This window comes from Nitrososphaera sp., assembly GCF_037447015.1.
In the GTDB taxonomy this organism is placed as follows: Archaea; Thermoproteota; Nitrososphaeria; order Nitrososphaerales; family Nitrososphaeraceae; genus Nitrososphaera.
Genome location: NZ_JBBIHK010000016.1, coordinates 31,077 through 43,279, shown reverse-complemented (window position 1 = coordinate 43,279; position 12,203 = coordinate 31,077). Strand labels below are relative to the sequence as shown.

15 protein-coding genes and 1 pseudogene are annotated in these 12,203 nt (G+C 55.1%); 5 read left to right on the top strand and 11 right to left on the bottom strand.

Annotated elements, in window-relative coordinates; translation table 11 throughout:
* From rps19p to psmA, 7 genes and pseudogenes are all read right to left on the bottom strand, one after another.
* Positions 1-185, bottom strand: a pseudogene (rps19p, locus tag WKI84_RS07555) (30S ribosomal protein S19); the annotation flags it as partial.
* A gap of 61 nt (positions 186-246) precedes the next feature.
* Positions 247-558, bottom strand: coding sequence for a 50S ribosomal protein L23 (locus tag WKI84_RS07550; RefSeq protein WP_337862927.1), 312 nt, complete (start codon positions 556-558; stop codon positions 247-249).
* On the bottom strand, positions 555-1,373 hold the full coding sequence (gene rplD / locus WKI84_RS07545) for a 50S ribosomal protein L4 (RefSeq protein WP_337862926.1): 819 nt from the start codon (positions 1,371-1,373) through the stop codon (positions 555-557). Before rplD ends, WKI84_RS07550 begins: the two co-directional genes overlap by 4 nt.
* Before the next feature lie 2 nt (positions 1,374-1,375).
* Complete coding sequence (locus WKI84_RS07540; RefSeq protein WP_337862925.1) at positions 1,376-2,368, bottom strand: 50S ribosomal protein L3; 993 nt, start codon at positions 2,366-2,368, stop codon at positions 1,376-1,378.
* A 52-nt stretch (positions 2,369-2,420) separates the two neighbouring features.
* A complete protein-coding gene (locus WKI84_RS07535) occupies positions 2,421-3,341 on the bottom strand; it encodes an RNA methyltransferase (RefSeq protein WP_337862924.1) in 921 nt (306 codons plus the stop codon).
* Positions 3,289-3,951, bottom strand: coding sequence for a TlpA family protein disulfide reductase (locus tag WKI84_RS07530; RefSeq protein WP_337862923.1), 663 nt, complete (start codon positions 3,949-3,951; stop codon positions 3,289-3,291). The genes WKI84_RS07535 and WKI84_RS07530 overlap by 53 nt, the downstream gene beginning before the upstream one ends.
* Positions 3,952-4,105: 154 nt before the next feature.
* Positions 4,106-4,840 (bottom strand): archaeal proteasome endopeptidase complex subunit alpha, encoded by a 735-nt coding sequence (gene psmA / locus WKI84_RS07525; RefSeq protein ID WP_337862922.1) that lies wholly within the window; start codon positions 4,838-4,840, stop codon positions 4,106-4,108.
* A 208-nt stretch (positions 4,841-5,048) separates the two neighbouring features.
* Here psmA and WKI84_RS07520 point away from each other — a divergent pair, with 208 nt between their 5' ends.
* Together WKI84_RS07520 and WKI84_RS07515 are read left to right on the top strand one after the other, a co-directional pair.
* Positions 5,049-5,801 carry a DUF892 family protein gene (locus WKI84_RS07520; RefSeq protein WP_337862928.1) on the top strand — a complete coding sequence of 251 codons (753 nt, stop codon included), beginning with the start codon at positions 5,049-5,051 and terminating at the stop codon, positions 5,799-5,801.
* Positions 5,802-6,086: 285 nt separating this feature from the next.
* Positions 6,087-6,503 carry a DUF371 domain-containing protein gene (locus WKI84_RS07515; RefSeq protein ID WP_337862921.1) on the top strand — a complete coding sequence of 139 codons (417 nt, stop codon included), beginning with the start codon at positions 6,087-6,089 and terminating at the stop codon, positions 6,501-6,503.
* Positions 6,504-6,522: 19 nt separating this feature from the next.
* On the opposite strand, the gene WKI84_RS07510 is transcribed toward WKI84_RS07515, so the two are convergent.
* From WKI84_RS07510 to WKI84_RS07500, 3 genes are all read right to left on the bottom strand, one after another.
* The gene (locus tag WKI84_RS07510) at positions 6,523-7,035 is read right to left on the bottom strand and encodes a winged helix-turn-helix domain-containing protein (protein ID WP_337862920.1); all 513 of its coding nucleotides are present in this window, start codon (positions 7,033-7,035) and stop codon (positions 6,523-6,525) included.
* 312 nt (positions 7,036-7,347) lie between these two features.
* Positions 7,348-8,178: a phosphoribosylaminoimidazolesuccinocarboxamide synthase gene (purC, locus tag WKI84_RS07505; protein ID WP_337862919.1), complete on the bottom strand. Its 831-nt coding sequence runs from the start codon at positions 8,176-8,178 to the stop codon at positions 7,348-7,350.
* A gap of 163 nt (positions 8,179-8,341) precedes the next feature.
* Positions 8,342-8,569, bottom strand: coding sequence for a type II toxin-antitoxin system HicB family antitoxin (locus WKI84_RS07500; protein WP_337862918.1), 228 nt, complete (start codon positions 8,567-8,569; stop codon positions 8,342-8,344).
* Between the two features lie 656 nt (positions 8,570-9,225).
* On the opposite strand from WKI84_RS07500, the gene purK reads away from it, so the two are divergent.
* Genes purK through WKI84_RS07485 form a run of 3 tightly spaced genes read left to right on the top strand, consistent with a single transcriptional unit; the run spans position 9,226 to position 11,523 of the window.
* Positions 9,226-10,461 carry a 5-(carboxyamino)imidazole ribonucleotide synthase gene (gene purK / locus WKI84_RS07495; RefSeq protein WP_337862917.1) on the top strand — a complete coding sequence of 412 codons (1,236 nt, stop codon included), beginning with the start codon at positions 9,226-9,228 and terminating at the stop codon, positions 10,459-10,461.
* A gap of 1 nt (position 10,462) precedes the next feature.
* Entirely contained in the window at positions 10,463-11,050 is a 588-nt protein-coding gene (gene purE, locus WKI84_RS07490; RefSeq protein ID WP_337862916.1) for a 5-(carboxyamino)imidazole ribonucleotide mutase, read from the top strand.
* 41 nt (positions 11,051-11,091) lie between these two features.
* Entirely contained in the window at positions 11,092-11,523 is a 432-nt protein-coding gene (locus tag WKI84_RS07485) for a response regulator (protein WP_337862915.1), read from the top strand.
* A gap of 54 nt (positions 11,524-11,577) precedes the next feature.
* Here the strand turns inward: WKI84_RS07485 and WKI84_RS07480 are convergent, their stop codons facing one another.
* Positions 11,578-12,027, bottom strand: coding sequence for a response regulator (locus tag WKI84_RS07480; protein WP_337862914.1), 450 nt, complete (start codon positions 12,025-12,027; stop codon positions 11,578-11,580).
* Positions 12,028-12,203: the final 176 nt, after the last annotated feature.

Sequence of the window (12,203 nt, the reverse complement as noted above, 5' to 3'; positions counted from 1 at the left end):
AGCTTGCCTTCGCGGGCCAGCTTTATCTTTTCGCGCAGCTTTCTCTTTTCGTCGTTCATGTAGGTGCCGACGCGCTTGTCAAGCGACCTGCGCTGGCGCGAGTTGAGAAGCGGGAGAACGTTTTCTATGGACAGCGACTGGAGCTGTTCCGGCGTGTAACCCTTGAACTTGAATTCACGTACCATTAGATCATCTCCACGACCGCTGAACCACTTTTAAATCTAACGAGAATTGCTGCTGTCATTGTTAGACCAGCCCCAGCTTGGTCGCAAGGTTGCGTGCGCCCTCTGGCTCCTTGAACCTGACAAACGCCTTCTTGCCCTGTATCGTGCGCGCCGTGTTGACCTCTGCCGCCTCTGCCTCGTAGAGAATGCGGATGGCCTCCATCACCTGGTGCTTGGTGGCCTTCTCTGCCACCTTGAACGACAGCTTGTTCTCCTTCTCTATCTGGTTGAACGTCTTTTCAGTAACATAGGGGGCGATGATGATGTTTGTCGCCTGCTCGGCAGTCATCCCTGTAGAGGATTTCTTGCTGCTGCTAGCAGTATTGTTGCTCATCTGACCATCTCCATTATCTTGTGCACCGGCGCGCGCACCTGCTTCAGCTGCTCAACCGCGTTCTGCGAATACACGGTGAGCCTTATCGGCTTTGAGCCGGGAGCCAGGTCGAGCACGCTGACCTCGCGGGCCGTCTTGACGGTCACGCCCGGGATGGCCTTTATCGCCTTCACCTTGGCATCGTCGCTTCCTACCACGACGAGCGCACTCACACCTGAACGAGCCGGCCTTCCCCTGCGCCTGCCCGTGCCAGAGCGTGCCTTGCGGACGCTTGCGCGCGCAAGGTCGTCGCCGAGGCCCATCGCCGTCAGGGCTTTTTGCAGGTCCTTGGCCTTGGCAATCGACTCGATGTCGTTTGAAACTATTATCGGAAGCTTGACGTCATTGCCCAGCTTGTGGCCGCGGCCCTCAACTAGGTCGCGCCTGGCAGTGGCCGCTATCGCAGAGCACAGGCCAAGCTGCCTTTCCTTCTGGTTTATCCTTTTGTAGGTTATCTTCCACGACTCTGGAGGGTGGGCGACCCTGCCGTGCCTGACGCCTGCCACGCCTGCCGCCTGGCCTGCCCTCGGGAACCCTTCGCCCCTTGCCCTGGCAAGACGGGCGATGCCAAGGCCAGTGTTCTTCGACTCGGCAGAGACGTTCTCGCCTGCTGCCGGATAGCGACCCTGCCTCTGGTAAGTGTGAGAAAGCAGGTTCACGTACACCTTCTGTATGACTTCGGGCCTGTACGGCGTGTCAAAGACTATTGGCAGTTCAACGTTGCCAGACGCCTTGCCGTCAGTGCCTATCACTGTTGCTGTTACGCCTGATGTCATTTTTACTCTACCACTACCTCCAGTACTTTGGGCTCTGCCACCTTTTTGGGCACGTTGCGTATCGGGTGGCGCATCTTTATCAGGCGCTTTGGCACTCCCGGTATCGAGCCCCTGACCACGATATAGTCTCCCTTTACGAGCCCGAAGTGCTTGAACCCGCCCTTGGGGTTTATCGAGCCGTCCTTTTCGGTGTTGGACATTACCAAGATGCGCTTGTTGTACTCGGTGCGCTGGTGGAAGCCGCGCTGGCCCTGCCTTGCGACAGTGTACATGACCACTGCAGGCGAGATCGGGCCCAGCGTTCCGACTGCGCGCACGCTCTTTCTCGACTTGTGCTGCTTGCGCTTGACGCCAAACCTTGTAATCGGGCCCTCGACCCCCTTGCCCCTCGTGACGCCAAACACGTCGACGTTCTGACCAACCTGGAAAATGTCAGAAGCCCTCACCTCCTTGCCGAGTATTCCCTTGACAAACTCGTACTGCGCCCTGGCGTCCTTGCCAGAGACTGCCAGTTCAAAAACAAACGGCTTCTTCTGCGAAATGTCTACCGCGCTTGGCGAGATTGCTGCAATTGCCACGACAGAGCTTGCCTCTGCGACCTTGGCGTCGGCCTTGGCCTGCGCGTCCTCGGCCTGCTTGACTTCGACCCTGCGCGCAAGCTCTTTTGGCAGGTCCTTTGCATATATGTCAAAAATGGCGTGCTGGCCGTACAGGTCGGTCTTGTACCCGCGCGCCCCGATTATCTTGATCGGTGGCACCGCGACCACGGTCGCGGCATTCAGCAGCTGCTTGCCAAAGTTCGGAGTCTTTTCCCTGTCGTCGATGGTTAGAACGTGTATACTGCCAACCTTGAAACCTGCAAACCCGAGCAATGCAGCCTTTTCCCCAGACATCTGCGGCCAGGTCCGCACCCTCGCTTCCAGGCTCTTCGCCCTGGCCCTTGGCCTGAAGGCGATGCTGCCCCTTCTCGGGGCACTATACTTACGATGACCCATAGGTAACGCAACAGTCTGGCGTTTCCTTTTATAAATTATGCAGTGAAGAGAGCTAATTCTTGGACAATATCGTGGCGTTCAAAATGGCAAGCGTGCCAAGGACCGCCTCTTCCAGCCTGACCGTTTCGGTGGCCTGGCCGGGGAACATGTTGATGACAAATTCAGCTTTCATGCTGCTCATGCCTTCCCTGGCGGCTATCTCGTGCACGCCGTGCTTTGGTGCCCCGAAAATCACGAGCACGTTTTCCGCGTTTTTTATCCTCTCTGTGAGGCGGACCTCGTTGTTTTTGAAAAAGCTGCCTTTTCTTGAGGTGACGATGGTCGTCGTAGTGGGCGTCTTGTCCACGCTCTGCAGCAATTTCAAGACCGAGGGCACCTCCTTGACCTCGTAGCCCCAGTACTCTGAAATGTCAGACTCTGTTGCCTCCACAGCTTTCAGGTTGGGATGCGGAGACGTGAATTTTACGTTGACCTTCTTGCCCTCAAAGCCCTCGCCTGCAAACGGCACGAGGGCGCCAAGGCCGGCCTCCACGAATAGCTGGCCCTTTACCTTTACTATCACGCCAACGCGCACGTCGCCGGCGCGCACGGTCTTGATGTCCTGCGGCGGCCTGTGGTGCGGCGCCTTTATCGGGTGCAGTATGCCTGCAAACTCTAGCTGGTTCATTTTCGGGTAGAGGATCCGGCGCAGGTACTGGGGCGTGTCCAAAAACCGCAGTATCGTCCTCAGCAGGACGGGGTCTTCTTTTTCAAACTGCGAGAGCGGGTCGTGGTAGATGTATATCCTCTTGACGCGAAAGATGGAGCAGGCGCGAGCAAACTGGGCAGTCTTGACGCTCTTGTCTCTCTTGGTCTGCTCGTCAGACAGCGCCGAGTCGGGTATCGCCACCCACAGGTTTGGCGGCATGTCGTCAAGATCACTACTCGTTGAGCAGTTCCTGCACGATATAGTCCAGGTGTCCGTTTGCCCCAAAGAGGTTGTGGCGCAGGTTGCCCTTTTTGTCTATGACAAGCGAAGTCGGGGTGCCCCTCATAGAATACTCTTCAAACGTCCTGGCCGAGTATTTCTTACTCTTCAGGTATTCCTTCACCCTGCCGACGAGCACCTGCCTGTCCTTCTCGGAATACGACCGAAAATCAGGCACGTTTGCCTCTATGAAATCCATTACCCTGCTTTCTGTGAGTTCTGACGCAGACTCTTTTTTCAAGAGGTCCATGCAGACGGGGAAGGGTATCTTGTATGGAAGCTTGTTGCCGTCCTTCAGGTGGCCGTACATCGAAAGCGCCCTGTGCGTCTCGCCCACCACCTCGCCGGTCGTGACCAGCTTTTTCAGGTTCTCAAGCGTGTTTAATTCATAGTCTTCAAACGCGGTCGCCATGCCAAGCACGGTGAGGCCGCTCTTGCCGTACTTGTTGTAAAGCTCGATCGCCTCGGGTATGCCGTACATAAAGCAGCCGGGGCAGTTTACCTGGAACACCTCGACTACAACCACGTTGCCTTTCTCCTTGTCGATGTTGGTCGGCTTGCCCTGCACCCACTCGGATATCTGGAGGTTCGGGGCCTTGGCGCCTATCTTTACCATGTCTTTATACAGGCAAAAGAGGCAGAGGTCGCTAAATTAACGTTTGGCAGATTCTCTCGCAAGGGCCTAGCTTTTATCAAATATGCTACAGGGCACAGGTGGTAGAAAATAAAAGCAGAAAGAGAAAAGAAGGAAAAAGAAGAGGTTTTCTTTCTTACGGCTGCCTCTTGGCGGCCCTTTCCTTGGCAAGCGTGGCGTACTTTTCCAGTTCCTCGTCTTCCACCTTGCGCATCGGCTTGCCGTCGGCAATGACTGCCATCTTTAGGTTCTTGGTGCCCGTCTTGTCCTCGCTCACCATGTATATCGACTCGATGGCAAGCGCAGCCGCGTCTTCAAGCGAGATGTCGCCCTTGTAGTTCTTTTCAAGGAAGTCGGTTACCTGGTCGCTCCCTGCGCCTATCGCCACGGCATCGTAGCCGATGTAGGTGCCGGACGGGTCGGTCAGGAACAGGTTTGAGCCATTCTTGTCGACTCCTGCGAGTATGAGTGCAACGCCAAACGGCCTGACGCCGGCATATTGAGTGAACTGCTGGGCCATGTCGGCCAGGTTCTTGGCGACGCCTTCAACGTCGACCGGCTCGTCGTAGATGAGGCGGTTGCTCTGGGCGAAAAAGCGTGCGTGGTCGACCTGCGTGCGTGCATCCGGGATGTAGCCGGCCGCTGCCACGCCGATGTGGTCGTCCACCTGGAATATCTTTTGGGTCACGTTGTTTACTTGCAGTTTGCGTGTCTTTTCCTCGACTGCAAGGACGACGCCCCCGTTGAATTTGATGCCGATGGCAAGTGTCCCACGCCTCACCGTCTCGATGGCGTATTCTACTTGGTAAAGCCTGCCGTCTGGCGAAAATACGGTAATCGCTCGGTCATAGCCTGCTGCTGCTGGTAACAATTCAGACTAAATTCGCCCAACTGTTTAATTTAAGTTATGCGCTCCTCGCGCTAGGCGAGAGCCAACTATCAAGCAATACGGGAAAAAAGCTTTTGCTCTTTTTTTCTCCAGACCGTAATCACCCGAGAGCGCAAAAAAGAAAGAAAAAATAGTTACATAACTACCCGTTGCAATTCTTTTATTTCATGAATAGGTGAAGTTGACGTATATGGCGTCATCATCGTCATCGTCATCATCAACAAAAAAAGGAGATCGTCACCAGAAAGGACGGGAGCAGCAGGAGCAGTCAGCTGGCTCTGGCAGCAGCAACAATAGCAACAGCAGCAGCGTTTCCAACCTCATTCTAAGAAACGATGCAGAGGGCAAGTTCCTCCTCAACCTGAACATCATGCTTTCGATGGAAAATGCCGCCCTAGAGCGGCTGCATGCAAGAATACAGGAGACACCCATCCCGGAAGCAAAGGAGGCGCTCGTCCGCCACCTTGAGGAGACCCGGCAGCAAAAAGACAGGCTTCAAACCCTCATCCGCGACGTTGGCCGGACCACACAGGGGCAGCAGCCCCGCGCTGCCCTATCGGCCCCGACCGACGAGAGGGCAGGCTTGCCGCAGTACCTCCTTCCCGAAATAATGGCAGACGCGCTGTCCAAGTCGCTGACCCCGATAGAGCAGGAGCTAAAGACGATAGAAATCGACGGTCTGATAGAGAGTGCAGAGATCATGGCGTACAATTCGCTGGTGCAGATGGCTCTAAAGATGGGCTTTGGCGAGGCGGCAGTCGCGCTCAGGCAGAGCCTCGAGGAAGAAGAACGGATGGCCGCAAGGATAAGTGCAAGCAGCCCGGCAATTTTTGGCAAGTACTGGACCCCTGCCGGCGACTTGTTGGCAGCAGCAAGAGCAGGAGGAGAGGGCGGCGAGGAAGCATGGAGCCAACAACAACAGCAGCAGCCCGCCGCAGCCTGAAGATGGCGAAAAAGCGTGATAGAACCTTCATACAGTAGAAAATCATTAAAATTTCTACTATAACCGTATCTCCAGAGGAGCGGCGGGCCCTCCAAGCGCCGCAGCGGAAAACTAGCCGATCCTCCGGCCCTGTACTTCACACATACTGGGTTCCCGGTTATGCTGCGGCCTTGGACGCCTGCCTGCTCCTCCTACCTCTTGTTCTTGCGAGCCGCCATAGGAAGAGAAAAGCTTGCTTTTAATATTCTTGCATTTGAGAAGGGAAATAGAGGAGAAGAAAAAAAGATGCAGGACGAGATAACGTTCTTTGGGCACCCAAACGTCCAGTCGCTCCATTCAAGGACGGTTGAGATAACCACCGAGGAGCACCTTACGCTGAAGGGCGACTGCATCATCGGCGTGAGGGCCGAGAGGGCCTGCGCGGGCATAAGCGAGCCTGTAAGGAGGCGCCTGATGCAGGATTCTGCTCCGGTCAGGATAGAAGTGATCGTGGGCGAGCAGGTCTATGCGATTGCAGGGAGCGGCGACTCGCGGCTCACGCTGAAAAACAAGCACGACATTGTCATACGCAAGACCAATTTCACCTGCCCGCGCACGCTAGCAGTCAGGTGCGACCGCGCCTCGTCGGACATCCCAAGGGGCATGGTCGAGCGCCTGAAAGACCCCGCGACGAAAGGGCTGTTCAGGATAACCGTAGAGTGACTGCTGCGGCAGCAGAGCATCAGGAAGAAATAGCCCTTGCAAGAGCCGCGTTCATTATCTCTAATGCCAGGAATTCCTTGCACTTGCCCGCCTCTTTTTCCTTCTCCAAAAGAGTGGCAAAGCGCTTGTCTGCCTGGACGCCTGCCAGCACCCTGGCCAGCTTGGCGCCCGTGTCCGCGATAATCCTGGCTGCCCGTGCGTCAAGGTCCGGAACAGACTGAGCCTCGCACGCGTACGCCCTGATGGTGGGCGAGTAGTACTTCATCACGGCCCCCCTCACCTCGACCATCCTTGAAGCCTCGACCAGCCCCGCCTTTTTTAGCGTTTCAAGGTGGTGCCGGACCGTGGTGGTAGCCTTTTTCATTCCTGCCCCGCCCAGCGCCTTGGCTATCTCTTCTGCCGTCATCGGTTTTTGCGACAAGACTTCTAAAATCCGAAGGCGCGCCGGGTCGGCAAGCCCCTGTGCGACCTGCGGGCCGATGGTGGTCACGCGCCTTATCCTGACCTGTTTTTCGATCAGTGGTCCTGACATATACGCTTGCTTGCTGCATCGTCAGCAGGGGCAAAAAACGCGCAGGTCATCATCGTTTGCCCATGTTGTCAATTATAATCACAGTCATAGTTGCAATCATAGAAATATGGTATCAAATTAGCAATATCAGATTGCTAACATGATAATGCTAGCAATAGCACATACATTCAACCAATACCATCTTGCTTGGATAGTATGCCGGCAAAACGGCAGGCGCCATCCGGCAGTGGCAGTACAAGCACAGATTGTCGGTAAAAGGTGGTTCTGTCGGCTCTGAAATTGAGTGATTCTGCTCTTTTCTATAATGCCTGACTACAGCTTTCTGCCGCTTATCCTTTCATAGGCAAGGATGTAGCGCCTGCTCAGCTCCTGCACTATTTCAGGCGCAATCTCTGGAGGGGCGGGCTTTTTCCCCTCTTGGGCAAGCCGGTCTATCTCGGCCTTGAAGCCCGTCCTTATCAGCCAGTCGCGCAGGTGCTGCTTGTCGTATGCTTCTTGCGTCCTGCCCGGCTGCCAGTCCGACTTGATCCACAGCCGGTATTCGTCAGGGCCAAGCGAGTCGCCAAGCACTATTTTTCCTTCTTCGTCGCGGCCAAACTCGAACTTTACGTCCGCTATGATAAAGCCGGCGCGCTCGGCTATCTCGGCCATCTTTTTGTACAGCGCAATCGACGTCTTTTCTAGATAGTCATAGTCGGCTGCCGAGACGAGGCCCATCGAGACTGCCTGCTCGCGGCTCACCGGCAAGTCGTGCTCCTCGGATTTCGTCGTAGGGTCAAAGACGGGGGCAGGCAGCTTGGCTGCAAGCACGGGCTTGAAGTCGGCAGGCAGGTCCTTCCCCAGATGGTCCTTGTAGCGGTCGACAAAACTCCCGTAAAAATAGCCCCGCACCACGCACTCCATCGGCACCATCTTTAGCTTTTTCACGAGCATCTTGTCCTTGTCGACGACCCGTATCATGTGGTGCGGCGTCTGGAGGGTGTTGAACCAGAACTCGCCAAAGCGGCAGAGCACCTCGCCCTTTCTGGGGATAGGGGTCGCCATCTTTACGTCAAACGCCGAGACCCGGTCAGAAAAGTGGAACAGTATGTCGTTGCCTTGCTCGTAAATGTCCTTGACCTTGCCCTGACGGATGAGCTTCATTGACAATGTCTCACCTTGAACCCGAGATCATATCTGCTTATCTGTGAGGATTTGGCCGCGGATAGGCCCAAACAGGCATCTATGAACTGGGCACAGTTTTTGTTCAAAGATGGAGGTGTTTTCTAGCGAGTCAGAAGAACAGAATGGGCGAGCCGGGCCCAGTCTAATTCGGAATTTCTATTACGATCTTTTTGTCCTTCTTTGTCTGACCTTCCAGAGTGTCCAGCACGAGCTGGATGGCTTCTGTCATGTTTGCTTTTAGCTCTTCGATGGTCTCGCCTTCGCTGATGGCCCCGGGAAGTTCTATGCATTGTCCGGTATAGCCTCCTTCGATAGCCTTGTGGACTCTTATGGTGAATTTTCTGCTGCCGATACTTTTCTTAAGAGCCATCGATGCAGATTAGCATGATTTGATTATAAAAGCTTCACGTCACAATTCGTCAAGAAACTCTTGCTTGGATATTCTTGCCTGATCGAGTATTGATTTCAAAGTTGGCTCCTTTACCAGATCGTGTCTTGGAACGGTGACATACCTCCCGTCTAAATGCATCAATATGATATGACTGCCGCGTTGCCGGATTACCCTAAATCCATGGCGATTGAGGACTTTTAAAACATCGTGATAACTATGGTTCCGTAAGCTCAACTGCCAAAAGTCTGGTGGCGAAGGTTGTATATGAACAGATGTGCAAAACGGGCCCAGATGCCTCCGAACCTTGAGTAAATGTGCGGTAAATGGCAAATTGCTTCTTTTTTCAACCTCGGCAACACATAGGGCTCACCGTAACTGCAAGATCGCTGTCATCATCATCTGCAAAGCAGGTTCCTCCAGAAGGCTTGCATGCATGAAAACCCCACTCCGCTTTACAGCTGGATATATCCCAACGCACGCTTAGGTTATTCCAGATCTGGAATATTATTCCAACAACTACTGGAACCGCCCGCATGAAGGCACCCGGGAGGGCGCGCTGCAAGGAAAGTTGGCTGGACGCGATTTTTGAAAAAATTGAAACGCTTTTAACGGCGCCGGCGCAAACCAACTCCGGCTTGGTCTCTCCTAGCAAGAAAACCAACGACACCTTGGACATGGACAGGCCGACGTGCGTAGGGATAATCGGCGGCGGGCAGCTGGGCAAGATGATAGCCCACGAAGCGCGCAGGATGTCGTTCAGGGTAATCGTGCTCGACCCGACAGACGGCTGCCCAGCTGCAAGGGTGGCAGACGAGCAGATCGTCGCCGACTTCAAGGACGAGTCTGCGATAATGAAGCTGGCCGAAAAATGCGACGTCCTGACGTACGAGATAGAGCTTGCCAACTCGTCTGCGCTAAGGCAGCTTGAAGAGCGCAGCTACCCAGTAAGGCCGGCGCCAGAGACGCTCAGGATAATCCAGAACAAGCACCGCCAGAAATCCTTCCTCAAAGAGCACGGAATAGCAGTCCCGGATTTTGCCCTTGTAAAATCAAGGGAGCACCTGGAAGAGCTGTGCAGGAAATTTGGCCTTCCTGCGGTGCTCAAAGCTACAGAGGACTCGTACGACGGCAGGGGCAACTATGTGATAAAGAGCAGGTCTGACATACAGAAGGCGTACTCTTATTTTGAAGGCAGGGAGATGATGATAGAGAGATTCATCCCCTTTTCAAAAGAGGTGTCGATAATGGTCGCCCGCAACCCGTCTGGGCAGATAGAGTCGTTTCCCGTCGTCGAAAACGTGCACAAGAACAGCATACTTGACACCACTGTTGCGCCTGCCCGCATAAGCAAAAAGGTAGAGCTTCGGGCCACCAGGATGGCCAAAAAGGCGATGGAGGTGCTGCACGGGGCAGGCATATTTGGGATAGAGATGTTTGTGACGAAAAGGGGCGACGTGATGATAAACGAGATCGCCCCGCGCGTCCACAACTCGGGCCATTACACTAACGAGGCGTGCTCGGTCTCGCAGTTTGAGCAGCACCTGCGGGCCGTGCTCGACCTGCCGCTTGCAAGGCCGGAGCTCCTGGCGCCGGCGGCAATGATAAACATACTCGGGCCGGAGGAGTTTGAGGGGCCATACGCCGTGGCCGGCCTTGACGGGATGATGAAGGTGCCCGCAGCGGCGCTCTATATCTATGGCAAAAAGGCGAGCAAGCCCAGGCGCAAACTGGGGCACATAACGGCAACGGGCAGGACGGTGGGCGAGGCGCTGGCAAGGGCCAGAAAGGCCAGAAACGCAATAAAGCTAGTCCCATCTTCTTCTTCTACTACGGCAACAAGAACAACAGGTGGAGGAGGCCAGGACAAGTAAAATGACAACGGCTGCCGCTGCTGGAGAAAAGAAGGCGAAAAAGCCGCTTGTAGGCATCATCATGGGGAGCGACTCGGATCTGCAGGTGATGCAGGAGGCGGCAGACCTGCTCGACTCTTTTGGCGTGCCGTACGAGCTGACGATAGTGTCTGCGCACCGCACGGCCAGGCGGCTGTACGACTATGCATCAGCAGCGAAAAAGCGCGGCATCAGGGTAGTGATAGCCGGCGCAGGAGGAGCGGCCCACCTGCCGGGAATGGTGGCAGCTATAACCCCTCTGCCTGTGATAGGCGTCCCGATCAAGACAAAGAGCCTCGAAGGCATTGACTCGCTCCTTTCGATAGCACAGATGCCCCCCGGCGTGCCTGTAGCCACCGTGGCGATAAACGGGGCAAAGAATGCGGGCATACTTGCCTGCCAGGTGCTCTCCATCTCTGACAGGGCGCTTGCAGAAAAGGTGGTAAAGTTCAAGCAGGAGATGGAAGGAGCCGTGCTTGAAAAGGCCGGCAGGCTTGAAGACATGGGCGTCAGGGAATACCTGAGAAGAGGCGGGGCCAAGCCGCAGGCCAGAAACAAGCAGCAGCAGTAGTAGTAATTCATTTACTTTATGCCTGCGAAAAGAAATGGAAGATGGCCCGGCTTGCCCGTGTTGTAGTGGCAGAAGACGACTGCGATCCGGGCCGGCTGATGCGCGCCACGCTAAAAATGCACGGCTTTGACGCGTGGCTTGAGCAAGACCCCGAGGGGTGCCTCGGGACGGTTGAAAAGCTGGGCAGGGACGTCGATGTCGTGGTCATCAACGGCAGGATGGCGTCTGACAGGAACGCCATGCTCATAATCAAGATAAAGAGGGCCAACAAACACATCCTCGTGCTCGTGGTGGCAGAGCGCAACCAGGCTGAGGTAAAGACCAGGGTGATGGATTACGGCGCCGACGAGTTTGTGCTAAAGCCAATCAGCGCAGACACTTTTGCTGCCAAGGTGCAGGCCCTGATAATAGAGGGCAGGCCGGTGACGACGACGATGGCGCCGTCATCGTCGTCGCCTGATCAAAGAGCATGAGCGCAAAATCGGCGCTGAATCTGGAGGATTTGGCTCCGCCTTGCACAGCAGTTGCTAGCCGCGGGCGTGTGTGGTAGCCGCTGTGGCTGCTGTAGTACTTTCTCCGGCAGGCGAGACGCCTGTTGGGGCCAGGTCCAGCTCGGCATTTATCACCCGGACCAGATCCTGTATCGTGACAGGCTTGTTGATGAAGCACCTGTCGGGCAGGCTGCTGCCAAATTTCTCGCGAAAAGTGCGATAGTGCTCCTTGTCAAAGGCAGTCATGAAGCAGACCCGGGCGCCCTTTTTCGTTTCAAGCATCTTTTCGTAAAGCGTAAAGCCGTCCATCTCTGGCATGCGCACGTCCAGTATTGCCATGTCGTACTCGTTTTGCTGGAACTTTTCCAGGGCCACGGTCGGGCGGTTCACGGCATCGATCCTGAACCCCTGCCGCTCAAGCCCCAACTTCATCACGATGGTGATGTCTTTTTCGTCGTCCACCACCAGCAAACGGCGGGCAGCCATATATACAATAAAGTGGCTAAAAGTATTAATGAATTATGCGGATTTTACCGCGGATTTGTACAGGTAATTGTACTGTTGCTGGCGCCTTTTCCGGTACGTTTCTGCACATGCAAACGCGGGGCATCGCGCGCAGAACGGCAGCAGTAGAATTTATTTGTGACCGTTGCTTTTAGCCT

What these genes read in the sequence shown, in the direction of transcription:
- WKI84_RS07500 (WP_337862918.1), bottom strand. Translation starts at nt 8,569, where the DNA reads ATGGCTCTTAAGAAAAGTATCGGCAGCAGAAAATTCACCATAAGAGTC.
- WKI84_RS07550 (WP_337862927.1), bottom strand. Translation starts at nt 558, where the DNA reads ATGAGCAACAATACTGCTAGCAGCAGCAAGAAATCCTCTACAGGGATG.
- WKI84_RS07540 (WP_337862925.1), bottom strand. Translation starts at nt 2,368, where the DNA reads ATGGGTCATCGTAAGTATAGTGCCCCGAGAAGGGGCAGCATCGCCTTC.
- purC (WP_337862919.1), bottom strand. Translation starts at nt 8,178, where the DNA reads ATGAAGCTCATCCGTCAGGGCAAGGTCAAGGACATTTACGAGCAAGGC.
- WKI84_RS07510 (WP_337862920.1), bottom strand. Translation starts at nt 7,035, where the DNA reads ATGTCAGGACCACTGATCGAAAAACAGGTCAGGATAAGGCGCGTGACC.
- rplD (WP_337862926.1), bottom strand. Translation starts at nt 1,373, where the DNA reads ATGACATCAGGCGTAACAGCAACAGTGATAGGCACTGACGGCAAGGCG.
- WKI84_RS07520 (WP_337862928.1), top strand. Translation starts at nt 5,049, where the DNA reads ATGGCGTCATCATCGTCATCGTCATCATCAACAAAAAAAGGAGATCGT.
- purE (WP_337862916.1), top strand. Translation starts at nt 10,463, where the DNA reads ATGACAACGGCTGCCGCTGCTGGAGAAAAGAAGGCGAAAAAGCCGCTT.
- WKI84_RS07480 (WP_337862914.1), bottom strand. Translation starts at nt 12,027, where the DNA reads ATGGCTGCCCGCCGTTTGCTGGTGGTGGACGACGAAAAAGACATCACC.
- WKI84_RS07530 (WP_337862923.1), bottom strand. Translation starts at nt 3,951, where the DNA reads ATGGTAAAGATAGGCGCCAAGGCCCCGAACCTCCAGATATCCGAGTGG.
- WKI84_RS07485 (WP_337862915.1), top strand. Translation starts at nt 11,092, where the DNA reads ATGGCCCGGCTTGCCCGTGTTGTAGTGGCAGAAGACGACTGCGATCCG.
- WKI84_RS07515 (WP_337862921.1), top strand. Translation starts at nt 6,087, where the DNA reads ATGCAGGACGAGATAACGTTCTTTGGGCACCCAAACGTCCAGTCGCTC.